Raw genomic sequence first — 26,581 nt, 5'->3', positions numbered from 1 at the left:
TTGGTTTAAACCATATCTCAGGAGGGTTGAGTAATTCTTATTTCGGAAGTTATAAGTCTTACAAGTATAATGGTAAGGAATTACAGGAAACAGGCTTTTTTGATTATGGAGCAAGGATGTATATGCCAGATTTAGGAAGATGGGGTGTGGTGGATCCGTTGGCGGAAAAATCAAGAAGGTTTACACCATACAATTATGCTTTTAATAATCCAATGAGATTCATTGATCCGGATGGGATGGAAAATTTTGATGTTGTGCTTAAAGGAAGCAGATCACAGGAAGCTTTAGATCAACTACAATCTTCTGTAGAAGGTCAACTTGACCTATCTAAAGATTCTAACGGTAAAATTAGTGCAACTGCTGTAAAAGGAGCTACCTTGTCCGAAGCCGCAACAAAATTACTAAATGCTACAAATGATCATAGCTTTGTAGCTGAAATTCAAACTGACACCGATATGCGTATTGATGGAGATAATACCAAATATTTAGGAGGGGCTTCTAGAGGATCTAAAACAGATCCGATTACTGGAATAACTACCGCGACAAATGTAGTGAATCCTGAAATGTTAGGGAATTTGGACAAAGCATATTATGGTTCTCAAACTGGATATGGAATGCTACATGAGACATTAGAAGCTATTGTTATGGCACAATGTTTTCCAAATGCTCCAGCTGCAACATCTGAATTTAATAATAGTCAAGGTTATGACTACGCGCATGCTGAAGCCAACAGGCTTGATCCTAGAAATGTCGATCCGAATCCTAATTGGACGTCAGTACAATCTCCAAATTATACTGTGGGATCTGGCAAGTATATTGAATATACAGATTCTTATAGAATCCAAAATGTAAAAACAAAAGAAGTCCGTGAGATTGGAAGTTATAAAACTCTAAAACGTAAATAAAATGAAAAATTTAGGATATATTATACTGTTCTGTCAACTATTGTTAATGACTTGTTGTAAGGTAAATGGGCAATCATCAAATTCTATTCCAAATGAATTGATCATGGGTAAAGTTGTAAAAATAGATTCAACACAATCATTTTATATCATCAATATTGAGTATGATAAAAATAAAAAAGGAGTATTTCTTTCGCAAAAAAACAATTGTGATTATCCTAAGAAAAGAAAACTGATTAAAATTAACAATATCTATACTTTTGAGTTATCTCGATTGATACAGAATAACTATAAAGAAAAAAAAATAGTATATGAAGTTGAAGGTAAGGAAACTTGGAATAGTTCATCAGGAACTGATTATTTTGAATATTCTTATAATACTTGTGGTCTTTACACATGGAAATGAATTGTAAGTTATCAAAAGTATAGAGTTTCTTACTTGTATTTTTAGCTTAAAACCAATGCAATTGCATTGGTTTTAAGCTAATTTATAATATTTAATTAATTGCTAAAAAGTTCTTGGAAATTAAGAATAATGTTTTCAATTAGTACCTTAGCAGTCCTAATTTGATATTAAGGCTGCAACGCCAAATGGGACAACATTTATTAGTGTTCCTAAGCATAATACAACAATAATATATAATAATACTACAATGTTACAAGCTTATGAAGGAAAATATAAAAAAAATTAGTTTTTTCTTTGCTTTACTTTCTATATTCAGTTGTAATTCTGCACAATTAAATAAAAAGGTAAATCAAAGATTTTATAATGTGTTGGATAGAACTATCAATGATGGGAAAAAGATAAAATATATTGGAATCACTTTCATTAGAAAATGTGATAATGAAATAGTTTTTTCTATAGTTAGGATGTTATATAATAATGACTTATCTGCTTATCAGTCTTATCAGTATAAAGGTTTACCTGTTTTTTATTTTACAGATGCTACTAGTGAAACAAGTGATTATGGAAAGGAAATTTTAAATAAATTATTAAAGCCTTCAAACTATAGAATTGATAGCTTTGAAATAAAAAATCAATCTGTAATTTATGGAGAATATGCATACTTTAAAAACGGAAAATTAATTGAAGACAAAAATCAAATAAGTAAATTTTTTGAAAATTGCAAGAGCTCAGAACCTTAATATAATCTGAAAAAACTGTCAATGGCAGTTTTTCTTTTTTAATTAGAAAGAATTACAAATTATAATGTTAGGAAATTCTACTAATATAGAATACTTACCGGCGGATATTGTATTTGATAATAGTCATATGTTAGTTATTGAGATTTCTTTTTCATATTGGAAATGGGAATGCTAAAGCTTGGGATTGTATACACCACAACTTGGGGTTTCACATAATTATATTCCTGATAAGTTTATTTTTAATAAAATGTAATTATGGATATTTCATATATTTTAATGATTATTTTTATGATGCTATTTTTAATTTTTGGAATAGTGGGTGTGTATTATCCAAATAAAATTATAAAGTATTATTTAAAATATACAAAACAGGATCCTAGAGTATTACAAGTAATGAATAAAAGCTGGTTTTACCCCAGTTTTAAAATAAGTTCTTTTCTTTTGATACTTTATTTGATTGTAATAATAGTTCTACTACTGAGAAGAATAATTCTATAAATGGCTAGAAGAATAATTTAATTGTATTCCATAAAGTATATTTATTGTTCGCCCTTTATAAAAATCATAAATGATAAAGGAAAAAGCAGTCTTATTGAGACTACTTTTTTTGAACCCGTTAGTTGAAAATGGGGTCTTCTGCTGACATTGTGTTAAAGAAACTAAATACAGTTAAAAAACAGGAGATACCTTATTGGTGTTACATCATGAAACAAGTATTGTTGGTGTCGTTCAGGGTATTGATGAAAGGTAGAGTATACAGAAATAAACCCTAGGTAGATGAAACGGGAAGAAATGTTGATTATTGACTGCAATGGGGATTCTTTTACTAAGTTTTATTCTACCTTTTATCATCAGATTAAAGAACCTTTCACTGCACCTAAAAGTGACGTTTCTAAGGTCATAAACGGTGTAGGTGGTGCCACTTCAGGCTCAGACATAGCTCCTTATTGTTCAGAGTGCCCACCTGCTACTGCAGGGCCAGCATCCACTGGAGCTGTCGATGGACCATCCACTAAGTCAACATTTGATGGTTATAGAATGGAAGTTGCTCTGAATCATTTACTATGGTATAATAAAAAATCAAATAATTAAAGATAATAATGAAAAGAAAAAATAATAATTATACAATGCCAGTATTATAAAAATATTTCTTTTAAAAAAATGTTTTTATATTTTGTAGCAAGTGTATTATATTCTTGTGCTGTAGTTTTTATTAGTAATGATATTTTGGATTTTACTTTTGATCTGTTTAATAGATATAATTATTATTTAGTTAGTGCAATTTTATTAGCACCTGTATATGAAGAAATCTTTAAAAAGATAGAGCTAAGAAAGAAGCAGAAAAAATGGTAGATGAATTAAAACAAAATGATTAATGATGAAATATATACTATTTATTATTGCAGTTACCATTTGGAGTGGCTGTTACTCTCAAAAAAAATTGCCAATGGAAAATTGTAGCTGTTATTTTAATATCGATTCTTTATCACAAAGACCCTATTATAGCCCTAATTATTCATTGATAATTAATTCAGATAAACCTGAAATTATGTCACTGTCAAAAGGAGTTGTTTCTAAAATAATTAACAGCAATGGAGCTTTAAGTGTAATTATCAGAAGTGATAATCTGTTTTATATTTATTCAGATATTTCAGTTTTTTCAAAAAAAATCAAGGTCAATAAAAATGTTTCTAAGGGAGATGTGATTGGCAAGGGAATTAAATCCAAAAATATATATAGTTCGCAATTGCAAATCTATAAAGGATCAAGTATAATACCTGATGCAAATAAGTACGTTAACTGCAACTTGATAAAAATTAAAAAATAATAGGAATAGTACGTGGCCTTGATAATGATTAAGTCATCATATAATTGGTCCTTTTTATGCGGCTACTATTTGTAACTCACAGTTGTCAGAGCAAATTATGCCTTATAAAATATATAAGCAAAAAGCAGTCTCATTGAGGCTGCTTTTTTGTGCTCCTTAAGATGACAAATATGGTGTTCGGCTACCATCATTTTTAAAAAACTTATCTGTCTTTATATATTAAGTCCTTACTTAAAATATAAAGCGATGGATAACAATATAAACGAAGAACTGAATACAGTCGAAAAAACAGGCGATACCTTACTGGTACTCCATATAGAATCCGGTACTGTTGGAAATGTTAAGGGATTGGATGATAATAAGGAAGTAAATAGAGTAAGTCCTGAGGAGCTGAACCGTGATGAAATGCTCAGTATTGACCGTAATGAGAATTCTTTTGCTGAGTTTTATTCCACGTTTTATAGCCAGCTTAAAGAGCCTTCAGAGTCTTCTTTTTTTAAGGTAACGGAATATGAAGCAAAGCAGTCGGCTGTAAATCTTCAGAAGTATTTTGAATAAGGCTTGTGATGAAGAGAAAAAAGAGCTGAAGCAATATGAGATTTCTATTGATGTGGTGGAGGTGCATAGAAAGGCTGGGGAAGAGAATATGCTAAAGTAGATGATCCCTTGGATAATCCAGATTATTTATGGTGCAAATTTTAGATTCATATTTTGCTTAAGCAAAAATATAATACGTCGTATTTTGCCGCTTTGAGGATATATCTTTGCATTATTAAAGAATGTTAATCAATTCCCTTTGGACGAAACTTTAAAAAGCTTAATTTTGCAGTCATCAAAAACATAACCATGAACAATAATTATTCTATACATTTTGTGTATTTCTAATATACACAATAATTAAATCAGTATTTACTTAAAATTAATTACAGCACAGGCATGAAAAAACTCTACACGGGTGCATTACTCTTATGCACTACTATAGGGATATTGGCTCAGGAAGTACTCTGGCAGAAAGATATTAAGTCCAGTTCGCAGGATTTTTTAAGCCAGGTTACTACTACTATTGATGGGCAATACCTTATCGCGGGAAGCAGTATCCAAACGGATAAACTCCAACAAAACAGCAAACAAAACAATGGTTATGACTTTCACTTGATAAAATTGAATCAGCAGGGAGAACTGGTTTTCGAGAAGTATTTATCAGGAAATAATCACGACTATTTATCTTCCACTGTCACTACCCAGGATGGTGGTTTTCTGATTTCTGGGACCTCATATTCAGAAAAAGGACTTGATAAAAAGGAGAACTCAAAGGGAGGTTCAGACATTTGGTTAATCCGCATCAATGAATTTGGTGATGAATTGTGGCAGAAAACATTAGGTACCTCTTTGAATGAAGAAGCTAAAGCAGTTATCCAGACTGTAGATCAGGGATTCTTTGTTGCGGGGAATGTACAAAGCTCCTCTAAAGGTTATGGTTCTAAGGACGTCTGGATTGTAAGACTCGACAAAGATGGGAAAATATTATCTGAACAAACATTGGGAGGACGCGGACTTGATGAAGTTGAAAAGATGATCCCAACGAAAGACGGCGGAGCATTGCTGGGAATTTACTCCAGAAGTGGAGCAGTAATTGGAGATAAGTCGGGCAAGCAGACAGAAAACTTTGGTGAAGGCGACTACTGGATTATCAAGCTTGATAAAAATGGCAAAGTTGAATGGGAAAAGAATTTTGGAGGGAAAGATGATGACCATATCAGAACACTGGCATTAACTTCAAATGGTTTTATTGTCGGTGGAGAATCCAGATCAGAAAGGTCAGGCAATAAAACTGTCGGTATTGAAGAAGGCACAGACCTCTGGCTGATTGCTTTAAATGAAAGAGGTGAGCAGCAGTGGCAGAAATCCTACAATTTCAAGAATCGTGATATCCTGATGGGAATGAGTGTGATTCATTCAGCAGACGATAAATCATCCAAAGGAATTCTTTTAGGGGGCTATACTCAAGCTGAGGGAAGAATACAAACTAATGATGAAACCTTCTGGATGCTATATCTGGACCAAAATGGTAATGAGCAGTGGAGAAAACACGTGGGTGGAGAATCAAGAAAAAAGGAGGAAAGGCTTTCAGATCTGAAATTCAATAGAGATGGTTCTATTATTCTTGCAGGAACAAGTGCAGAAGAGTTAGGTAAAGAAAACTGGAAGATTGTAAAGCTGGGAGACAAGCAAGTAAGTGAGCTTCTTTCCCAGTATGATATAAAGATCTATCCAAACCCTGTATCTGATTATGCTTATGTAGAAATCGGTTTTGATTTTAAGGATGCAGATATTTTGTTGTACGACATGAGTGGAAGACAGCTTCAAAATATAAAAACTAAGAACAGAGTGACAAAGATCAATACTCAGGCTTTGGTTCAGGGAGCTTATCTGGTGACGATAAAAACTGATACGGGTAAAACTTCAAACGCAAAACTGATAAAAAAATAATGATGAAAAAGATATTCTTAATAATGGCACTGCCATTAATATCGAATGTTTCGATATGGGCACAGACACTACAACTGCCTAAAAATATACAATCTCCCAATGCTGCTTCTTTAGGGAAATACGGGGATGTACCAATGGATCTCTCTTCGGGAAGAGCCAATGTAAGCATACCTTTGTATTCTCTTAATGAAAATGGTATTCCATTAGATATAAGTGTAAGTTATGATACAGGAGGAGTGAGAGTGGGTGATACCCCTGGATGGGTAGGACAAAACTGGACATTCAATGCAGGAGGTGTGATTACAAGAGTCGTTAAAGGTACTTCGTTCGACGAAAAATTCACCAATGATGTTCCTATGGGCTCCAGCCAATGGGGGATAGCGAGCGGTTATTATTACTATACACCTGCCCTTAATGGGGCCCAGTGGAATAGTGTTAGTAATATGACAACAGTATTAAAAAACGGAGGTATAACCAATAGTACTTATCCGGCAGCAGACCTGGAACCCGATATTTTTATTTTCAACTTTATGGGCCATGTAGGGAAATTCTTTCTGGGCTCTGATGGAGTTTGGAAAGTATCTTCTAAGGATAATATGAAGGTGGAAATCAATATGAATGATAAGATTACACCAATGAACTTTCCTGCTACCAATAATTTCAATCAGAGACCATTTTTAAAGGTTCTTGGTAAAATTACCATGACTGATGATCAAGGCAATAAATATATATTCGGAGGTATACAGGATAATATAGAATATACCATTCCTGACTTCTATAATCAATTGGTGAATCCAGTTATTGCTAATGCTTGGTATCTTTCGGAAGTATATGATAAAGAAGGAATTAAGATTTATTCCTTTGAATATGAGAGAGGAGATTATATAGCATCCTTCTATAATACGAATTCTTTTAGCGGATATAGCAAACAGTTTGATGGTAATATATTCGTTCCGGGGGTGGGATGTAGCGGCGGAAGCAGTATAAGTAATCAGGTCGTTGCTGCTGGACAGCTGATCATTCCTACTTATTTGAAATCCATTACTACAAAATCTGCAAGAACAATTAATTTCTCATCATCAATTAACAATTCACTGAAATATAGGTACAATAATGGAGACCCTACTCTAGATAGTGCTTTCTCCAATATCTTAAGTTATCTGGCGGGGCTGGCCTTACCAGGAGATTATGAAAATGCGATGTTCTATTATATCAAAAGATTACAGAATGGAGTCACCCCAAATCCTAATGTCACATCAGGACACTTTGACTCATATATCAATGCATTGAAATGGAGAAAATTAGATGGATTTGTAGCAAGAGATAGCCAAAACAATGTCTTAAAACAGGTTTCATTCAGCTATAATAATACCCCAGCTGAAAGATTGAAACTGGAAAAATTAACGGTGGATAATCAATTTGATCATACCTTCGAATACAATAATTTTAATCAGCTTCCGGGCTTGCTTTCTACTAATGTAGACCATTTCGGATATTACAAGTCTACTCCTTTTTCTCTGGATTATAATTCACCAACAATTCATGAGCCTTCAAGGGAAACAGATCCTACAAAAGTGTATTTTGGAACCTTATTGAAAATTACATATCCTTTGAAAGGCTATACAACATTTGAATATGAACCTCATACCTATTCCAAATATCTGGATTCAAACAGTAGCCTGGTTTCGGGGAATGGAATTATCGGTGGGGTAAGGATAAAAAAAATGTCGGATTTTAGTGATCCACAAAATAAGATTGTAAAAGGCTACAGCTATACCATTGATGCCAACTCTACGGTATCTTCAGGAACATTGCTTCAAAAAAATGTATATTACGTAAAGAATTTTCTTATTCCTACTGAGAATGGTATTCCTTACTATCAAACCCAGTTCAGTATAGGATCTGTAGTACAGCTTTCCAACTTGATGGGACCGCAGATTGAGTATTCAACAGTGGTTGAGAAAACAGAGGATAACGGATATATTGTCAATAATTTTACTAATTATTCAGATTTTCCAAATCTACCTAATAGTGGAAAACTAGGTCAGAATAATTCCATTTTTGATCCTCATACGGAGTTCGTTTATAAAAGGGGTCTTCCTAAAGAAAGAAAATTTTATAATTCAAGTAATGATCTGTTAAAAGAAGAAATTTTTACCTATAGTGAAACTTCTCCCCAAGCAGCAAGGGGGCTGAGTGGTAAATTTTTTCTTGCTTGTCCTCAATCTAATGGGCAGACACAAGAATTTGTTATTGCCGGAACTGCATATGAACTGTACTATTCTGACTTTAACCTTACCACAAAAAAAACCAGAACTTATGGAAGTGCAGGACAGTATTTTGAAATGGTTGAAAACAGCAATTTTTCCGATCAGGGAAACTTTGGAGATAATTTTCTGAAGAATAAATCCTTCATTGATAGCAATGGGAAATCAATATCCGAGAATTACCTCTATTCTTTTGATAAAAATGGTACTGAGCCATACACAACCATGGTAAATCGAAGAGAGTACCCAGCTATAGAAACGAGCAAACTTGCCAATCAGGAGCTGTTAAGTAAAACGATAACAGAGTATGCTCTTATTCCTACAGTGGCGGCGAATGGAACTGCTGTGGCTTCCCGGATATTTCCTCAAAAAGTATTGGAAGCGAAGGGTAATAATGCACTTGACGAAAAGTTGATCGTTGACAAATATGATACTGACGGGCATATTTTGAAGGCACACCTACCAACCGGAAACTATACCTACTATTATTACGGTTACGATAACAAATATCCGATATTAAAGATAGAAGGTGTCGAGATTACAGATGAAAGTACTGTTTTAGGATATTTGGCAACGCTTAAGCCTTTGCTTAACGTAATCTCACCTAACTATACCCAAATTATCCAGCAGCAGGCGAATATCATTAATGCTCTGCCTAATCATCTTTGTACATTGTACACTTACAAGAATGAGTTTGGGGTTAGCAGTATCATGAATTCATCAGGTGTGATTGAATATTATAACTATGATAATATTGGACGGTTGATGAATGTGAAGGATCAGAGTGGAAAACTTGTAAAGAGTTTTACATATGAAATTAAAAACTAATAATCTGATGAAGTCAATATATAGAATTGTTTTATTGGTACTTGTATTTAGTACCTCAACTATCAAAGCCCAATTTTCGAATTATTCCAAATATTACAATTGGAATCTGCTTACCACGTATTCCAATGGTGGCGGCGGTGGGGTAACATTGAGTATCACCAATAATGTACTCAGTCTTAGTTTTAGTGCTGGTTTTACGGAAACCACTTTAAAACAAGGAAAAATAGGGCCAACTGATTATGTAGGAACGTTACCCAACACAGAAATTCCTGTTCCGGCTGGAAGCTTTTTTACTGATAAAGGATACCGGTTCTTCATTGTTGATAATCAGTTAGCCATTTATCATAATACGCCCATTTCTTTAACTGGATTTTCGGGAACCATATCTGTGAATTTAACATCGCCAGTTCCCATACCCGCGGACATTTCGACGTACCTTTCTAACTGGACTCCGCAGAATAAGATAATGTCGGTAAACTATCTTACGGACCAAGGAGATTCTGGAAAGAAGAAAGCATCCATCGTATATTATGATGGTTTAGGAAGGGAATTGCAGATTGTTGCCAAAGGAGAGACACCTTCAGGAAAAGATTTGGTGACTCCTTTTGAGTATGATAACCTTGGAAGGAAGTCGAAGGATTTTTTACCCGTTCCAACCATGCAAAACAATGGTCTTTTAGTTGATGCAGCTACAATTTCAGGTTTAGCTTCATCTGTTTACAATGGTGAACCGGCATTTTCGGAAAATGTATTTGAAGCCTCTCCGTTAAACAGGGTTTTGATGCAGTCAGCACCTGGAACGGCCTGGAAGAAAAACAGCGGACACGAAATAAAATTTACTGATGATGTAAATACAGTTTCTGACGAAGTAAAAAAATATAATGTTGATCTGGCAGTTGCTCAGGATATTTATAATCCTAAATTATCTTTCAGTTCCACTTATGGGACAGGTAGCTTAATAAAAAAAGTAATCAAAAATGAGGATTGGACCTCTGCAAACGGAAACAACAACACTTCAGAGGAATTTATTAATAATGAAGATAGAACTGTTTTACGAAGAAAATATGTAGATGGGAAGAAAGCTGATACCTATTATGTTTATGATATTTATGGCAATCTTACCTATGTTATTCCTCCTCTTGCCTCAGATGCAGTTAAAAGTCTGACAACGGGCTTCTTCCCTGATGTAACTCTTGACAATTTGTGCTATCAGTACAAATATGATAAGAAGAACAGGTTAGTAGAAAAGAAGCTTCCCGGAAAAGGCTGGGAATATCTGATTTATAATAAGGCCGATCAATTGGTGATGAGCCAAGATACAAATCTTAAAGATCAGGGTAAGTGGTTGGTAACCAAGTATGACCAGTTCGGTAGAGTGGTGTTTACAGCTATTACTAATAATAATAGTACAAGACAGTCTTTGCAAACTACTATTACAGGAGCTGCTTATACCTTTGAGATAAGAAGTGCCGGCTCGTTTACCGTAAGCGGAATGCCTATTTATTATACTAACAGAGCCCTTCCGGGAAGTCTGGCACAGGTCTTAAGTGTTAATTATTATGATTCCTATCCTGCAGGATATACTTTTAATCCTGCTTTTCCAACGGATATTTTAGGAGAACCCACATTAAATGCTACTCCTACATCCGAAGGTTTAAGTACCAAAAGCCTTCCTGTCCTTACTTTAGTAAAGAATATTGATGACGATAATTGGTCAAAGGATTATACCTATTATGATAAGAAAGGAAGAGTGATAGGAACTTATTCCATCAATCATTTAGGAGGATATACTAAAACAGAATCCAAACTTGATTTTGCAGGGATAACAAAGCAGACTATAACAAAACATAAGCGTCTGGATAGTGATACTGAAAGAGTCATTACAGAAACGTTTGATTATGACAACCAGAACAGACTGTTGGTACATAAGCACCAGGTAGACAGCAACCCAACAGAGATTCTGGCACAAAATACTTATAACGAGATTTCTCAGATTACCAATAAGAAAGTAGGAGGAACAGATCTTGCCAGTCCATTACAGTCTATAGATTACCAATACAATATAAGAGGCTGGCTGACTAAGATCAATGATCCGGCTGTTTTAAATGGAAAGCTCTTTGGGTATGAAATTAAATATAACACTCCTGTATATACGAATTTAGCATCAGGAAAGTATAATGGAAATATCGCAGAGGTAGATTGGAGAAATGCTTCGGAGGGTGCCTTGAAAAGATATTCTTATACTTATGACCCTCTTAACCGGTTGAAAGATGCTATCTATACAGAACCCGGCGCTACCAATCCCTATAATAATAATTTCAATGAAAATCTGAGCTATGATTTAAATGGAAATATTATGACCCTGAAAAGGAATGCTTATCCTGTATCAGGAACTACAGCCACACAGGTGGATGATCTTGAATATAAGTATATAGGAAACCGTCTGAATCAGGTAATAGAAAATTCACCTAACAACTCAGGATATGAAGGTGGGAACAATATTATTGGCTATGACCTTAATGGAAATATGACTGATATGAAGGATAAAGGAATCCAGTCCATAGTTTATAATCATATCAATCTGCCTGTTTCAATTAGTATGCAGTTTACTAATCCTGTTGGGAATATAAGCACAACAAGTATAAATCATTTATACCGTGCTGATGGAGTGAAACTTCGTAAAACATACAGTCAGCAGGCTCATATGGGGCTTCCAACAATACGAATGACGGATTATCTGGATGGGTTTCAGTATTCATATGAAGATGATGGAGGGATCTGCATCACATGCAAGACGGAATCGGCCTATGAATCGCAGGCTTATTCAACATTTAAACCTGTTCTTCCTCCTCTTGCGGCATGGAAACTGGATTTTGTAAGTACCCCAGAAGGGTTTTACAGTTTCGCAGAAAACCGTTATATTTATCAATATAAAGATCATTTAGGAAATGTAAGGGTAAGTTTTGGTAAGAACAATGCAGGGGTAGTTCAGACAATGGATGTCAATAATTATTATCCATTTGGGTTAAACCATATCGGAGGATCGAATTACTCAAACTTTGGAAGTTATTATAACTATAAGTTTGGAGGAAAAGAAATGCAGGAAACAGGCTGGCATGATTTCGGAGCGAGAATGTATATGAGTGATTTGGGCAGATGGGGGGTAATTGATCCATTGGCAGAGAAAATGACCAGATATAGTCCTTACAATTATGCTTTTAATAATCCGGTAATGTTTACGGATCCTGATGGCAGGAGTCCAGCCCATGTTGATCCATCAGAGATTTATAAGAAAGGAAATCAGCAACAGATAAAAGCATTTGAATTTTTTGCGAAATCTAAAGAAGGTCAGGCTGTGATATCAAAATTTGCAGAAAAAGATCAGGTAATTGCAGGGGTAAAGTATAAGGAAAGCGGAGAATTCCATAAGAAGGGAATGGATCTGACATTTGATAATAATATATCAAAAACCTCAGCTTCACAAGGAGCATCTGGTGAAACAACTGTCGAAAACAAAAATGGGAGAACTAATTTTACCGTAAGTGTAGAGAATAACAATACTCCGAACAGAATGGCTAATCAGATTGAAACATTCGCTCATGAAACTTTTATACATGCATTTCCCGAGGCAAAGGATTTCGCTGATGATAAAAAATTTAATCAAAGCAGCGGATATGATAATAGACTTATTAATTTTTTAAAGAAGCCAGGAAATGAAAAATATCAGAGCGTTAGATATTATGATCACTATCAGGAAAAGCAAAATCATACTGCAAGGACTCAATATATATCACCGATTTTACAACAATATTATAAATCTGTAAAACAAAATGTTACAAAAGATTCCATTGATAAAAGCATTGACGGCTTTAGGTATTAATTTAGCCTTAGTGAGTACTGTTGTACAGTGCAAGGAGAAAAAGGAGAATACGGAAGTACTATTTTTGAAGAATGACGGTCAGTATTCATTTCTCATTGAAGCTCCTTCAACGATAGCATATAGCACACCCTCAGCTATGGAGCTTATATCCAAAACTGAGGGAAACAAAAGTAATGTAATATTTGCAGATCAATTAAAAGAATTCAGGCCATACAAATTTGTTTCTGAGCAAGAGAATTATAATAATATTTACGTTTCTAATGTACTCGGAGAAACAAATTTTAGCAATAATAATCTGTTTGAATATGATGTTCAGATAGGTCAATCAGGAGTTTTAAAGTCAAATATTTATTATCCCTATGATCTAAAAGGAAGTTATGAATTTAAAATAGATAGGCACACAAGTAAAATTTTGGGACAGCTGCTTTACAAAATTTCTTTAGAAGATAGGAAAAATAACAAAGTATCTCCAGATGCTAAGTTGAATAATGTAATTGTTTTGGAAGATGATAGAAGGAGAAATGAAGTTTTTACCCGTGAAAACAATGCCCAAAATAATCTAGAATATTCTTTGCTTCTGGCTTGGATAAATAAGTTATTATTGGAAAATATTAATAGAGCCAATAAAATAGATCATTTAGATATTCCTTCCATTCAGTATGTGGAAAGGTTAGATATTCCACCTGATATGAAATAGTAAAATAAAGTTAACTTTTCATATTTATAAAATTCTTTTCTTTCTCGGAAAGTTTTTGAGTTTGAATTGATATAAGAAAATCCCGCAGAAGCGGGATTTTTTTATTCTTTCAAGTAATCTTTTTATTTTCCCTGCCGATCTTAATGTCAACTATGACCTTTCTCTGCCATTATAGTAACAAACCTGTCCGATTTTATATCTTACGCGGTACACAATAATTTAGGTCATGGATAACAATAAAAATGATGAATGGGTTACGGTTAGGAAAACAGGTGATACCTTACTGGTGCTCCATCATGAAACGGGTACAGTAGGAATTGTTAAGGGGTTGAGTGATAATGGGGAAGTAAATAGGGCTAGTCCTGAGGAGCTGAATCCTAATGAAATGCTCAGTATTGAGCGTAATGAGAATTCTTTTACTGAGTTTTATTCCACGTTTTATCACCAGCTGAAGGAGCCTTCGGAGTTTTCGTTTTTTAAGGTAACGGAGTATGAAGCAAAGAAGACGGCTTTAAACTTACAGAAGTATATGGATGAGGCTCCGAATGATGTGAGACAGGAATTAAAGAAGTATGAGATCTCCATTGATGTGGTGGAGGCGTATAGAAAAGCTGGAGAGGGGAAGGCAGCAGGTAAGGAAGAGAATGCTGGAAATAGTTATTTATTTAAGGCTGAGCAGGTAGATTGGAAGATGATGGAGAAGCTGGGGTGGAATAAGGAAAGATTGGAGGAGCTAGGGGCTTTGGAACCGATGCTTAAAGGATATAAAACCCCGATGCTTGTTCCGGTACATATTGAACTGCGGACAGTATCAGGTACGATTGAAGTGAGGCTTTCTCTTCAGGCTAATGATTTGGGAGAAGTGGAACTCAGGTTTCATCCGGTAAGAAGAATGCCTGATTTTTCTAAGCCTTTCTTTGGGCATGTATTTTCAGAAGAGGATAAAAGGAATCTGATCGTAAGTGGGAATATGGGAAGGATGGTGGATCTGGTTCATGGAATTACAGGGGAGGCAGTGTCTTCTCTTATCGGCAGGGACAGGCTGACCAATGAGCTGGTGAAGGTGAGGGCTGAGTGGGTGAGAATTCCACTGGTGATCAAAGGAGTGACTTTGGATCAGGAGCAGAGAAGGATCTTAAGGGAAGGAAAACCGCTGTATATTGAAAATATGTTGTCAGCTCGGGGGACCCTGTTTAATGCAGCAGTTCAATATAATGCGGATAAAAGATATGTGGAGTTTTTGCTCGGTAAGAATGTAAAGAGGATGGGATTGGAAGATTTCAGGCAGGTTCCGGAGGTGTTCAGAGGGAAGAAGCTTAAGAAATGGCAGGTGGAGAAGTTAAAGGCTGGAGAGGTGGCGTATGTGGATGGGCTGGTGGATAGGAAGGGGAAGGGGTATCAGGGGTATTTGAGGTTTGATAAGGGAATAGGAAAGTTTGAGTTTTCGTTTAAGAATGTGTGGAAGGGGGAGAAGAAAGAGGAGCAGGGGATAAGGAAGAAAAGAGGAAGAGGAATCTAAAGGAAGATTAAAGATACAATATTTAAAATGTGGTATTTTTTGCTGGATTTATGGGAAGTTATAATATGCCTATCTGTATGAGAGTTGAGGATACCCGTAAAATCTCATGTCGTTTTTTTCTTATATTTGGGGAAACTTTAATCATGAAAAAACTATTGTTTCTGAGTGTAATCTTTTTTGCACATCTTTGTTCCTGTCAGCTTAGTAAAGATTCTATCACGGTCTTACGTAGTAAAAGCTCCCTCATTTATTCTTCATTTAGTACATCTTGTTATCGAACAGGAGATTATGATAAAAAATATCAGCCCCAGGATATGCTTTTTGTAACAGATATTGCTGAGTGTAAAGGGTATTCAGGTACAAAAGATATGATAGGTTTCTATTTTGATGGGAAGAAGTACTACATGGAAGATAATTCGGAAAATGAAAATGTTTTTTATGTAATGAAGGGCGAACAAAAACAATTAGCCGATGTAAAAGCTAAAATCAATAGTCTTACTGCTGTTGAAAAAGATAGTCTTGACTCTTGGTCAAAAAGATACTCGGAGGTTTATATGCACAAACTGAAAAACGAGGTTTACGACAGGATTTTCAGTAAAGAGAAAAACGGGATTGCCATCATTTCAGCATTTCCTACAGAGGGCTATTCCTTTACAGGGGCGGAGTTTAAAATATTAAACTTCAGCAAAAAAACAATTAAATATGTTACTTTCAATTTTTATGGTAAAAATGCTGTAAAAGACAGAGTCGGAATTAACATGAGCAGAAAAGGAATAGGTCCTATTGAAAGTTTAGCTTCAGGGTCATGGTCTTTTGATAGTGTATGGCTTACTGATATTGTCCAAACATTGAAATTAGTATCGGTAAATATTATTTATATGGATGGATCAAAAAGAGCGGTTACAATTACAGATAAGCATTGGCTGGATCAGGAAGATTTAGATCGTTTCAATAACTTAATGGATTAATGGAGTTTTGAGATAGCTTTAATGTTGAAAATTTAACAACATGTTTAGCTTTTTAGTAATCCTTCTATTGACATGAATTATTTTTTTTAAATTCACAATAAAACTAAACCATGTATATATCTAAACTCAGACTATGGAATTTCAGAAAATATGGTTCTGAAAATTTTGAATTGGATAAACCTCATTTAAACCTTTCTTTTAATCAAGGGCTGAATTTACTAATCGGAGAGAATGATTCTGGTAAAAGTGCCATTATTGACGCAATAAAAGTTGTTCTTAAAGCTCACGCTTATGAATGGATAAGAGCAGAAGACAAAGATTTTCACATCAATTCTGAAAATAAGATCTCTCAACGTTTGAGAATTGAAATACATTTCAAAGGAATCACGGATGATGAGGCAAGAAATTTTATTGAGTGGCTTGGTTGGGAAGATGAAACAATAAAAATAGCCGGTGAGGATGGAAATGTTACTGAACAAACTGTCAAAAGACCAAAACTTATTTTAATATATGATGTAGAAAGGAAAAACAATAATATAATTCCTTCAGACATACGAGCGGGAATGGATGGGATTGGTCACATCTTGAATGCAGAAGCTAGAGAGTATTTAAAATGTACATATTTGAAACCGTTAAGAGATGCTGAAAATGAGTTGTTAGCAAAAAAGAATTCTAGGTTGACAAAAATCCTAAGTGACCATAAATTATTTAAAAATGTAAAGGATGAACATCCTTTAGTTCAAACATTTAAAGTTGCTAATAAAAGTGTAGAGGACTACTTTAAAGACAATGATGGCGATATCAGTAGCAAAAGTCAAATTAAAGATATTATTGACGAATTTTTAAAAGAATTCATTGAAAAAGATTACTCTTCAAAATTTGATGTGTCAGGAACAGACATAAAACAAATACTTGAAAGAATTTCTCTTGGAATCGAAGGTAAAAATTATTTAGGATTGGGGACATTAAATAGAATTTTTATGGCTACTGAATTACTTCATTTGCGAAGAAATTGGAATGGACTAAAGTTGTGCATTGTTGAAGAATTGGAAGCGCATCTTCATCCCCAAGCTCAAATGAAAATCATTGAGAAACTAAAAAAAGAAAGTGAAGAAAATAAAACACAGTTTATTCTTACAACACACAGTCCAAATATTGCTTCTAAAGTCCATTTAAAATCCTTGATAATTTGTAAAAATAATGACGTATTTCCGATGGGACAAGATTTCACTATACTTGGAGATGAAATAAAGACGGGTAAATTTAAAAATAGTTACGAATATCTCGAAAGATTTTTAGATGTAACCAAATCAAGTCTATTTTTTGCAAAAGGAATTATCTTAGTTGAAGGATGGTCTGAGGAAATTTTATTATCTGAAATTGCAAAAAAAATTGGTTACGATTTGACAAAAAGTGAGATCTCAATTATTAATGTTGCTTCAACAGCGTTTCTTCATTTTGCAAAAATATTTTTACGTATTGACAATAAGAATATGAAAATTCCTATTTCTATTATCACTGATTTAGATGAGCAAGAATATGTGCGAGAAATAAAAAAGGATGGAGAAGGAAATTATATTAAACAAAGAAGTGGCTATGAATATGACTTTATAAAGCAAACAATAACAGATTACGAACAAAAAAGAAACGCAAAATCATCTACATTAATAGATAATAATAACGAAATTAAAGTTTTTGTTTCAAATCAATGGACTTTGGAATGGTGTTTATTAAAATCAAATGCAATTACTGAGAATTTTAAAGAAGTAGTTAAAAAAATTCATTCCGATACATTTTCAGCTTGTGATTCTGATGAAGAATATGAGATATCGCTTGCTAAACTATTGTTAAGTAAAAGTATCCATAAAACAGAACTCGCATATTTACTTTCTAATGAGATAAAGAAAAAAGAATTATTAGAAATTGCAGATGAGGACACAATATTCTATATTAAAGATGCGATAAAACATGTTTGTGAATATGGAAATAGATAGATATATAGAACAAGCCGAAGCAATTCTTTTAAATGGAGAAAATTTTGATGATGAAAGAAATGAAAGAAAAGATTTTATTAGAAACTTGGAAACTTGTGATTTACTTGCTGTTCCAGGAAGTGGGAAAACGACTGCATTATTAGCAAAGCTTTATTGTATTGCCCAAAATATGCCATTTGAAGATGGTTCAGGTGTACTAGTTTTATCACATACTAATCATGCAATAGAAGAAATCAAAAAAAAATTAAAAAGTTATTGTCCTAAGCTTTTCGAATATCCAAACTTTATTGGGACAGTTCAAAGCTTTATAAATAGATTTTTAGCTAACCAAGCTTGTTTCGAAAAATATGGAACTTATATTAAGAAGAATGATGATGATTTAATCTTCAATATTATTTTAAATAGACTGAAGTCAAAAAAAGGAAAAGCTTATTGGTACATACTAAATATTATAAAATCAAAATTCAATAAGTTGGAGACAACTTATTTATCAGATAAACTAGGGGGAGATATCCAAGATTTTATAAGTAGAATTAAAGCTATTAAAATAATCAATAAAAAAAATGAATTTATTTTCAATTATAATTTAATTAAAAATTGTGATCTTTCTTATTCTGAAAAAAAAGTACTGTTCGATTTCAATTCTTCATTAAAAAAAGAAGCTGAAAAAGATGAAAATTTTATAGATGTAATTAAAAGTATAAAATATGAAGAGGAAAGTTTATGTTTTACGTCAAACAGATTTTCTCATAAGTTGAAATTCACAACAGACGCTGGTAAGGAGCTTAAAGATATATATGATGAGTTAAAAAATAATGGCTCATTTTTATTTTATGACTCTTTTGACTTAGCAGGTGCTTTTATAGAAAAACATTCTGAAATAAAAAATATTCTCCAGAAAAGATTCAAATTTGTCTTTATTGATGAGATGCAAGATTTAGAGGATTTTCAGATAAAAATAATTGATGAGATATTTATTAATGATGTATCTCAAACAATCATTCAGAGAATTGGAGATAAAAACCAATCAATATATAATTCTGGAAATAGGATAAGAGAAAATTGTGATTGGAGAACTCGCCAAGAAACTAACCCGGAAAATTACATTGATTTAAGTATTCAAAATTCAAAGAGATTAAGTCCTAAAATATCGAGTATTGTAGATAAACTTGTTCTTGAAAGACCAACAAATTATAGCGTAATCGGCCAGTTTAGTCATTCAGAAATTCCACCCCACCTTATTTTAATTAATCGTGACACAGATGGTGAAACGTTGAAAACTAAATTCAAAGAAATTATTGAGGAAAATAATTTGCATTCAAATTTGAAAAATTTGGAAAAAGGATTCCATATTATTTCGTGGACGACCGAAAAAGAAAATAATGATGTTTTATCTTTAAAGAAATTATTTCCTAATTTTTCTAAAGAATCAAAACAAAAAAAAGAGGATTTTGATTGTTTAAGGAAACATTTATTTCTATTTGATAAAGAAAAACAGACTTTAGAAGCAATTAGAAAGTCAATCTTAAATGCTTTAATTAAAATTTTAGATTTAGAAAACATTAAAAATGTAAATGATAAATCTTATACTAAAAGAGAACTTATAAAATTTGTTAGAAATCAAGGGGAAGAGTTTTATGATACTTTTAATCAAAAGCTTTTTAAATGGTGTTTCGAACTGGTTTCTAAAAAAAATTATGATGAAATATATACTGAGATTCGAGATTACATTGAAGGCGTTGCATTCATTGGATTAAATTGGAAAAATGAGCAAAATTATACTCCTTCGTCTATTTTATATTCTCGGGAATTTATTTATAAAGATTTTCTTTTTGAATTCGAAGAAACCAATGAAAGACAACAAACTGAAACCAATGAATATCCAATAAATCTATCTTCTGTTCATGCTGTTAAAGGCCAAACCCATTGTGCGACAATGTATGTAGAATCATATTTTCACAATTATGAGACAGAAAAGAAAAAGATTATTGATATTCTTAAAGGATTGGAGCATAATATACATAGAGAAAGACATAATTCGTACTCAATTCAAGCTATAAAAATGATGTATGTCGGATTTTCAAGACCAACACATTTGTTATGTTTCGCAGTTCTAAAGGAAAATATTGAGGAACATATTGAAACTTTAAAAATTGAAAATGGAGGAATTTGGAAAGTAATTGAAAATTTAGTAAATAATTAATTTAAATAGTAGTAGAATATAAGAGTTTCATACAACGCGGTCTAAGATCTTCTAAACTCATTTTCAAAAAGCTAAACTTAATATTAAAATGTTACAAAAAACTAATTTATACAGTTTATACCGTGCTAATTCGGATTTCGACAAAACTACATTTGTAGATTATCTAAAATTTCATTCTATCAATATCAAAACTAATGAACTTTCAGACTTGATGAAATGTATTGAAGCTTTATTAGCCCCACGAACTGCAAGATATAGAGCCTTTGAGTACTTTTCATTTGGCTTTGTAATTCCTCAAATTGGTAAAGAATTCGATTTACTACGTTTTGGAATTCGATCAATTATAAACATTGAATTAAAATCTGAAAGTACGCTTGATAAGATTAAAAGTCAGCTAATTAAAAATAAATACTATTTCAAATTTTTAAATCTGAAGCTTTATCTATTTACATATATTTCAAGCGAAAATAAATTTTATAAGCTAGGTGACGATGACGAACTACATTTATATGAAGTTTCAAAAATAATAACATTGTTAAATCGACAATTTGTAGATACTGATATTAATTTATCAAAGATTTTTAACCCTTCCGATTTCTTAGTTTCTCCATTTAATTCAACTGAAAAATTTATTAATAAAGAATATTTCTTAACTGGAGAACAAGACCAATTTAAGAAAGAAATAATTAAAGATATAGAAATAAGTAACAAACAATTTATTGTTGTCAAAGGTCAACCAGGATCTGGTAAAACTTTATTAATATATGATTTAGCAGAATATTTTACTAGGAAAAAGAATATAGTTATAATACACTGTGCAAATCTAAATGAAGGACAAGTCAAACTTACTGATGATTATAATTGGAACATTATTTCTATTAAGCATTTTTCCCAAATAGATAGTGAACAAAATGAGATTATCATCATAGATGAAACCCAGCGAATAAGAAAAAATCAGTTGAAATTAATAATTGATCACGCAAAGAAACATAATGTTACTATAATTTTTTCATACGATGAAAAACAGGTTCTTCAGTCTGAAGAAAAATTGAATAAAATACCAGATCTCATTAATATTAATACTTCCCCCAAAGTATACACCTTAACATCTAAAGTTAGAACTAACAAGGAGATTACTGCCTTTATAAAATCGTTATTTGATAGATCCAGAATTATTGAACAATATCTATATGAATCTGTAGAACTAGTATACCTAAATAATATGGAAGAAGCTAAAGCATTTATGTCTAGTGATATCGTTGGAGATTGGACATTGATTAACTATACGCCTTCATTATATGGTACACATCAATATGAGGATTATCATAATCCACATATTTCAACAAAAACTCATAGTATAATAGGCCAAGAATTTGATAAGGTAATAGTTGTTGTAGATCAAGATTTTAAATATCGGAATGACTCTTTAGTATACACAAAGAAATGTTATTATAATCCCGGATTGATGCTATATCAAAACATAACAAGAGCAAGAAATAAAGTAAAAGTGGTAATAATTAGCAATATTGAGGTAATGGGTAGATGCTTACAAATTTTAAATATTCAAAAAAAATAGTTCAAACTAACTAGAAATGTTATTTTACTAAATAGCTTATAGGCCTTGATTGTGATTTGTTCTAAGTGAATACAATAGCTATTACACGTGATAGGACAACAGTATAAGAATATTATCTTCCTGTTAAAAGTTACTATTTTCGAAGTAATAACTGCATATAAAATATTTTATACACTAAATATGTTTTAGTTATGAATGTTTTTTCATCTCGATTTTAAATAAAAAGTTCCTGACATTGTCAGGATTTTTCATTGTTATATTTTTCAAGATCAAATTTAAAATCAAGCAAATCTTTAGGCTTTACTCTTAAGGCAATTGATAGTTTTATAAGCGTTTTCATAGTTAGGTTTATTTTACCTAGTTCATATTTGTTAATGTCACTAGAATCAATCCCTGTTAGAAATTCAATATCATCTAACGTCTGTTTATTTCTATCTCTAAGTTCAGAAATTTTTCTTCCAATTTCAATCAGAAAACCTTCAGTAATATTCATTTTAATGATTTGATGCTAAAATCCTGACTTTTCTAAAATTTCTTTTGGGGATATATCCCCAAATTGGAAATAATTTAGTATATTTGTAGTATAAGTTATATAATATGTAACTTTGCGATACTTCAACGAAACATTAGAAGCTATTGCTTAGAATCTCACTATTGAAAAACTGGTAATTTTTAAACATACGAGACGATAAGCAGGAAGCTCACGACCTAGGCGTGGGCTCTCTTATCTGTATGTAAGGTATACCAGTGCCTCAATAGTAGATATGTAGAGTCTCATGCCGTTTTTTATTTTATGTAGTTCTGCTTTTCTACAATTATCTTTTTAAATTCTAAGCCGCTTTACAAAATAGAGGTATACTGATACTTTACAATAGGAATGTACAACCTATTGCGGCTTTAGGGCTTTCATGGGAACACAAATTTTATTCATATTTCATATTAATTGATTTTTTTGATGGACTGGGGCAGTAGGTTTTGTCGTGTCCTCGGCTGGACTTTGTCCCGGTTCCATCTTTATGAAGATGGGTAAGTGTTGGAGGTAATGAGTAGTGGATAGAATGTAACAGGTAGTAGAAAATGACAGAGTAAGAAATTACAGAAATGTAAGGTACAATAGCCATAGAAAGATAAAAAGAAAAGCCCTTTCCCTATAAGTTGACCGCTTGGTAGGAAAGAGCTGGGTGCTTAATTAAATTAAACTTATTCAAAAGTATGAAAAAAAACTTTTGCAGCCCGGGTCATGTTCAGATGGCTTTTGGGTTAGCATTGCTGGTGTCTTGCTCAGCAATAGGACAGGTACGTGAGATTTCAGGTACCGTCACAGGGAAATCCGGTGCTTTACGCGGGGTTTCAGTATTTCAAGAAGGAAAAGATCAAATCGTTTTAACGGGAGATTCGGGGAGATATCAGATTAGGGTGTCGGGAAAGAGTCCGGTGCTGGTATTCAGGTATGAGGGATATCCGCTAAAGAGAATGGAAGTTGGAGATGTTAGAGGGAGGAACAATGGGGAACCGGGACTGGTGAATGTAGTTCTTGGGGATAGGTCCGGTGGGCTTAATAAACCTTCTGATACCATTGGACCTGCTGTAACGGGGATTGGGGAGATTCTGCTTAACGCAGGGTATTATAAAGTCCGGGATAAAGAGAGAACGGGGAGTATTGTCAAAGTTTCAGCAAAAGATATAGAAAACCAGCCTGTCACTAATGTGCTGTCTGCAGCACAGGGAAGAATGGCAGGAGTAAGCATCACCCAGAATTCAGGAGTTCCGGGAGGAGGCTTTGACATCCAGATCCGCGGTAAAAATAGTATCCGCCGTGAAGGAAATGAACCACTTTACATTGTAGATGGGATACCTCTGAGCTCTGAAACTTCATCCCTGTTTGCCGCCACTATACTGCCGTGGTCTTCCATGAGTCCCCTCAATGCTATTAATCCTGATGATATAGAAAGTTTTGAAGTCTTAAAAGATGCTGATGCTACTGCTATCTACGGTTCCCGAGGAGCTAACGGAGTGATCCTTGTTACTACCAAAAAAGGAAAGAAAGGAAAAACTGAGCTAAAGCTTAATACTTCCTATTCTTTAAGTAAGGTAGCTAACCGGTTAAAGATGATGAATACAGAGCAGTATTTAAGTATGCGCCAACAGGCTTATCAGAATGACGGGATAACCAATATTCCTGCTTCAGCTTATGATCTTACAACATGGGATGGGGCCCGGTATACAGACTGGCAAAAAACTATTATCGGTAATACCGCCGATGCTTATTCGGTGCAGCTTTCTTTAAGTGGAGGTTCTGAGAATTTGTCCTACCTACTCAGCTATGGGTATCAGGAGCAGACTACGGTATTTCCAGCTGATTTCAGGTATAAAACCAATACACTTACTGGAAACTTTACTTTCCGAAGCCCTGATAAGCGTATTGAAGTGAATATGAACAATACCTTTTCCTTCCAGAAGAATAATGTTCAGAATGATGATCTGACTAAGAAAGGTCTGCAGCTTAGTCCAAATGTTCCAGCATTGTATGACAGCTCAGGAAATCTTAACTGGGAAAACAGTACATTCAACAATCCTCTTGCGCTGCTTAACAGTGAGTATTTAAATTCTACTGTTATGATCAATAACGGAACGAATTTTTCCTACAGGCTGTTTCCTTTTCTTTCTTTGAAACTCAATGGAGGAATTACTTATCAGGATTTTGAAGAACAGAGCCTTAAGCCTCATACGATCTACAATCCTGCTTTTGGACTAACCAGTGCGTATTCCAGTTCTTCTCAAAACAATCAGACCGTTTTCTCCTATCTGTTGGAGCCTCAGATCTCAGCGGATTTCGAATGGAAAGACCATCGTTTTGATATACTGATCGGTACTACATTACAGCAATCTGAAACAAGACAGGGCTCAATACAGGGACTTGGTTTTGAAAGCAATACACTCATCCGTAATGTAGGGGCGGCTGCCACTAAAATAGTTTCGGACCAGATCCGAAGCCAGTATTATTATACAGCTGCTTTTACCCGACTGAACTATCAGTATAAGAAAAGATATATTATTAACCTAACCGGAAGGCGTGACGGTTCGAGCCGCTTCGGACCGGATAATAGGTTCGGAAACTTCGGAGCTGTAGGCGCTGCCTGGATTATCTCTAATGAACCTTGGGTGAAAAAGATGTCATGGCTGAGTTTTGCCAAATTAAGAGGAAGTATTGGTATTACTGGAAATGACAAGATAGGGGACTACCAGTATCTGAATACCTATAGTGTAACAACAGGGATATACAACGGTACTGTCGGTCTTTCACCATCCCGACTGTACAATTCTGATTTTAGTTGGGAGAAAACCATAAAGAGGGAGGCTGCACTGGAATTGGGAGTACTTAAAAACAGATTAAACGTTTCGGCTGCCTTTTATCAAAATACCTCTTCTAATCAGCTGGTAGGACTCCCTCTTCCTGCTACAACAGGTTTTCCAAGTATTCAGTCTAACCTTAATGCCAAGGTTCAGAATACAGGCTGGGAATTTGAAGTCTCTGCACGGCCTTTCAAATCGACTCAATTTAAATATGAGACTTCATTTAATCTTTCCATACCCAGAAACAAACTTTTAGAATTTCCGAATCTGGAAGGCTCGACCTATGCCAGCCAGTACATGGTTGGCTATCCCATGTCCTTGATTAAAGTGTACCAATTTGAAGGGGTAGACCCTGCAACGGGTTTATACCGTTTTAAAGATTTTAATAATGACGGAAAGATTTCCTCACCTGATGACAATCAAGTCATTGAAAAAGTAGGAGCACAGCTCTTTGGTGGGTGGAGTAACAGCTTCCGTTATAAAGGATGGTCAGCTTCCTTCCTGTTCCAGTTTGTTAAGCAGAGGAACTGGAACTATAACAGAAGCATGATTATTCCGGGATCAATGAACAATCAGCCTTTGGAAGTGCTGGATGCATGGTCACTTTCTAATCCTTCAGGAAGCTATATGCAGTACACCACTGGTACCAATGCCCAGAAAAATACCCTGCATTCTTATTTCCAGAACTCAACTGCAGCAGTAGGAGATACCTCATTTATACGCCTTAAAAACATACAGCTGAGCTATAGCATTCCGGTAAAAAATCTTGGAATCCGTGAGGCTATGATCTATTTTCAGGGGCAGAACTTGTTAACTATTACGCGTTATTTCGGGATTGATCCCGAGTTTATAAGCGTAGGGTACCTTCCTCCGTTAAAGACCTATTCTGTAGGATTTCAGCTTACTTTTTAATATTCAACCTTAAACCA

The 26,581-nt window shown here is 33.9% G+C and carries 17 protein-coding genes; 16 read left to right on the top strand and 1 reads right to left on the bottom strand.

The features are described from left to right. The 15 genes from LC457_RS06725 to LC457_RS06655 all read left to right on the top strand — a co-directional run. Positions 1 to 905, top strand: a 905-nt coding sequence (locus LC457_RS06725; RefSeq protein ID WP_223599151.1) for an RHS repeat-associated core domain-containing protein, incomplete at its 5' end; no start/stop codon positions are given. 1 nt (position 906) lies between these two features. Next, positions 907 to 1,308 (top strand): hypothetical protein, encoded by a 402-nt coding sequence (locus LC457_RS06720; RefSeq protein ID WP_209785000.1) that lies wholly within the window; start codon positions 907 to 909, stop codon positions 1,306 to 1,308. A 260-nt stretch (positions 1,309 to 1,568) separates the two neighbouring features. Beyond that, the gene (locus LC457_RS06715; RefSeq protein WP_209784999.1) at positions 1,569 to 2,048 is read left to right on the top strand and encodes a hypothetical protein; all 480 of its coding nucleotides are present in this window, start codon (positions 1,569 to 1,571) and stop codon (positions 2,046 to 2,048) included. 777 nt (positions 2,049 to 2,825) lie between these two features. Next, the gene (locus LC457_RS06710) at positions 2,826 to 3,140 is read left to right on the top strand and encodes a hypothetical protein (protein WP_209784998.1); all 315 of its coding nucleotides are present in this window, start codon (positions 2,826 to 2,828) and stop codon (positions 3,138 to 3,140) included. Positions 3,141 to 3,423: 283 nt separating this feature from the next. Continuing rightward, the gene (locus LC457_RS06705; protein WP_209784997.1) at positions 3,424 to 3,876 is read left to right on the top strand and encodes a hypothetical protein; all 453 of its coding nucleotides are present in this window, start codon (positions 3,424 to 3,426) and stop codon (positions 3,874 to 3,876) included. 246 nt (positions 3,877 to 4,122) lie between these two features. Further along, positions 4,123 to 4,434: a hypothetical protein gene (locus LC457_RS06700; protein WP_209784996.1), complete on the top strand. Its 312-nt coding sequence runs from the start codon at positions 4,123 to 4,125 to the stop codon at positions 4,432 to 4,434. Between the two features lie 378 nt (positions 4,435 to 4,812). Next, on the top strand, positions 4,813 to 6,366 hold the full coding sequence (locus tag LC457_RS06695) for a T9SS type A sorting domain-containing protein (RefSeq protein ID WP_209784995.1): 1,554 nt from the start codon (positions 4,813 to 4,815) through the stop codon (positions 6,364 to 6,366). Positions 6,367 to 6,368: 2 nt separating this feature from the next. Continuing rightward, positions 6,369 to 9,461, top strand: coding sequence for a hypothetical protein (locus LC457_RS06690; protein WP_209784994.1), 3,093 nt, complete (start codon positions 6,369 to 6,371; stop codon positions 9,459 to 9,461). A 7-nt stretch (positions 9,462 to 9,468) separates the two neighbouring features. Continuing rightward, on the top strand, positions 9,469 to 13,341 hold the full coding sequence (locus tag LC457_RS06685; RefSeq protein WP_209784993.1) for a DUF6443 domain-containing protein: 3,873 nt from the start codon (positions 9,469 to 9,471) through the stop codon (positions 13,339 to 13,341). Continuing rightward, positions 13,292 to 14,038: a hypothetical protein gene (locus LC457_RS06680; RefSeq protein ID WP_209784992.1), complete on the top strand. Its 747-nt coding sequence runs from the start codon at positions 13,292 to 13,294 to the stop codon at positions 14,036 to 14,038. The genes LC457_RS06685 and LC457_RS06680 overlap by 50 nt, the downstream gene beginning before the upstream one ends. Before the next feature lie 226 nt (positions 14,039 to 14,264). Further along, entirely contained in the window at positions 14,265 to 15,557 is a 1,293-nt protein-coding gene (locus tag LC457_RS06675; protein WP_209784991.1) for a DUF3945 domain-containing protein, read from the top strand. A gap of 314 nt (positions 15,558 to 15,871) precedes the next feature. Next, a complete protein-coding gene (locus tag LC457_RS06670; RefSeq protein WP_223599150.1) occupies positions 15,872 to 16,525 on the top strand; it encodes a hypothetical protein in 654 nt (217 codons plus the stop codon). 110 nt (positions 16,526 to 16,635) lie between these two features. Next, positions 16,636 to 18,519, top strand: a complete 1,884-nt coding sequence (locus LC457_RS06665) for an ATP-dependent endonuclease (protein ID WP_209784989.1) — start codon at positions 16,636 to 16,638, stop codon at positions 18,517 to 18,519. Next, a complete protein-coding gene (locus LC457_RS06660) occupies positions 18,506 to 20,722 on the top strand; it encodes a UvrD-helicase domain-containing protein (protein ID WP_209784988.1) in 2,217 nt (738 codons plus the stop codon). Before LC457_RS06665 ends, LC457_RS06660 begins: the two co-directional genes overlap by 14 nt. Before the next feature lie 88 nt (positions 20,723 to 20,810). Beyond that, positions 20,811 to 22,298 carry a DNA/RNA helicase domain-containing protein gene (locus tag LC457_RS06655; protein ID WP_209784987.1) on the top strand — a complete coding sequence of 496 codons (1,488 nt, stop codon included), beginning with the start codon at positions 20,811 to 20,813 and terminating at the stop codon, positions 22,296 to 22,298. 238 nt (positions 22,299 to 22,536) lie between these two features. Here the strand turns inward: LC457_RS06655 and LC457_RS06650 are convergent, their stop codons facing one another. Beyond that, positions 22,537 to 22,791 carry a helix-turn-helix domain-containing protein gene (locus LC457_RS06650; protein WP_209784986.1) on the bottom strand — a complete coding sequence of 85 codons (255 nt, stop codon included), beginning with the start codon at positions 22,789 to 22,791 and terminating at the stop codon, positions 22,537 to 22,539. Between the two features lie 719 nt (positions 22,792 to 23,510). Between LC457_RS06650 and LC457_RS06645 the strand changes: the two genes are divergently transcribed. Further along, the gene (locus LC457_RS06645; protein WP_209784985.1) at positions 23,511 to 26,564 is read left to right on the top strand and encodes a SusC/RagA family TonB-linked outer membrane protein; all 3,054 of its coding nucleotides are present in this window, start codon (positions 23,511 to 23,513) and stop codon (positions 26,562 to 26,564) included. Positions 26,565 to 26,581: the final 17 nt, after the last annotated feature.

Origin of the sequence: Chryseobacterium sp. GVT01B, assembly GCF_019970045.1 — a bacterium.
Lineage (GTDB): Bacteria > Bacteroidota > Bacteroidia > Flavobacteriales > Weeksellaceae > Chryseobacterium.
Note: the sequence above shows the minus strand (reverse complement) of the source record. Positions and strands in the feature narration are given on the sequence as shown.

Bases quoted from the DNA above. Each gene is read 5' to 3' on its own strand.
- LC457_RS06720 (WP_209785000.1), top strand. From the start codon at position 907: ATGAAAAATTTAGGATATATTATACTGTTCTGTCAACTATTGTTAATG.
- LC457_RS06715 (WP_209784999.1), top strand. From the start codon at position 1,569: ATGAAGGAAAATATAAAAAAAATTAGTTTTTTCTTTGCTTTACTTTCT.
- LC457_RS06710 (WP_209784998.1), top strand. From the start codon at position 2,826: ATGAAACGGGAAGAAATGTTGATTATTGACTGCAATGGGGATTCTTTT.
- LC457_RS06705 (WP_209784997.1), top strand. From the start codon at position 3,424: ATGATGAAATATATACTATTTATTATTGCAGTTACCATTTGGAGTGGC.
- LC457_RS06700 (WP_209784996.1), top strand. From the start codon at position 4,123: ATGGATAACAATATAAACGAAGAACTGAATACAGTCGAAAAAACAGGC.
- LC457_RS06695 (WP_209784995.1), top strand. From the start codon at position 4,813: ATGAAAAAACTCTACACGGGTGCATTACTCTTATGCACTACTATAGGG.
- LC457_RS06690 (WP_209784994.1), top strand. From the start codon at position 6,369: ATGAAAAAGATATTCTTAATAATGGCACTGCCATTAATATCGAATGTT.
- LC457_RS06685 (WP_209784993.1), top strand. From the start codon at position 9,469: ATGAAGTCAATATATAGAATTGTTTTATTGGTACTTGTATTTAGTACC.
- LC457_RS06680 (WP_209784992.1), top strand. From the start codon at position 13,292: ATGTTACAAAAGATTCCATTGATAAAAGCATTGACGGCTTTAGGTATT.
- LC457_RS06675 (WP_209784991.1), top strand. From the start codon at position 14,265: ATGGATAACAATAAAAATGATGAATGGGTTACGGTTAGGAAAACAGGT.
- LC457_RS06670 (WP_223599150.1), top strand. From the start codon at position 15,872: ATGCTTTTTGTAACAGATATTGCTGAGTGTAAAGGGTATTCAGGTACA.
- LC457_RS06665 (WP_209784989.1), top strand. From the start codon at position 16,636: ATGTATATATCTAAACTCAGACTATGGAATTTCAGAAAATATGGTTCT.
- LC457_RS06660 (WP_209784988.1), top strand. From the start codon at position 18,506: ATGGAAATAGATAGATATATAGAACAAGCCGAAGCAATTCTTTTAAAT.
- LC457_RS06655 (WP_209784987.1), top strand. From the start codon at position 20,811: ATGTTACAAAAAACTAATTTATACAGTTTATACCGTGCTAATTCGGAT.
- LC457_RS06650 (WP_209784986.1), bottom strand. From the start codon at position 22,791: ATGAATATTACTGAAGGTTTTCTGATTGAAATTGGAAGAAAAATTTCT.
- LC457_RS06645 (WP_209784985.1), top strand. From the start codon at position 23,511: ATGAAAAAAAACTTTTGCAGCCCGGGTCATGTTCAGATGGCTTTTGGG.